Origin of the sequence: Bartonella sp. MR63HLJHH (assembly GCF_042194155.1) — a bacterium.
Taxonomy (GTDB): domain Bacteria; phylum Pseudomonadota; class Alphaproteobacteria; order Rhizobiales; family Rhizobiaceae; genus Bartonella; species Bartonella grahamii.
Genome location: NZ_JBHIMN010000054.1, coordinates 1 through 506, shown reverse-complemented (window position 1 = coordinate 506; position 506 = coordinate 1). Strand labels below are relative to the sequence as shown.

Annotated in this window: 1 pseudogene; it reads left to right on the top strand. The window is 40.3% G+C overall.

Annotation, left to right across the window (positions count from 1 at the left end):
• Positions 1-506, top strand: a pseudogene (locus ACFIKQ_RS09105) (hypothetical protein); the annotation flags it as partial.

Below are 506 nucleotides of genomic sequence, written 5' to 3'. Positions count from 1 at the left end.
ATGGACCGCTCCTACATTCACGGTTAAATCGGTTAAGGATGATGGTGTTTCTGAAGATAAGGTTTATTCTGATGTAGCATCTGCTTTGAGTGGAGTTGGTAGTTCTATCACGAATGTTCAGAATAAATTGACTGAGCAGGTTAACAATGTGGTTAACAAAGTGGAAAGCGAAAGCTTTGTTCAGCAAGATAAAACAACGCATCTCCTCACTATTGGTGCTAAATCAGAAGGCGGAGAAATTAATATCGCCAATAAGGACAAAGGGGATAGAATACTTTCTGGTGTGAAGGCAGCGACCAAGGATAATGAAGCCGTTAACAAAGGTCAGCTTGAGAAGGGTTTAAAGGATCTTTCGAACAGTCTTCAGTCTGATGAATCAGCAGTTGTTCATTACGATAAACAAAAGGATGGTAAAGTTGATTATGCGAATATCACCTTGGGTGGTAAAGATAAGACAGCTGTAGGTCTCCATAATGTTGCTGATGGTAAGATTGCCAAGGATTCAC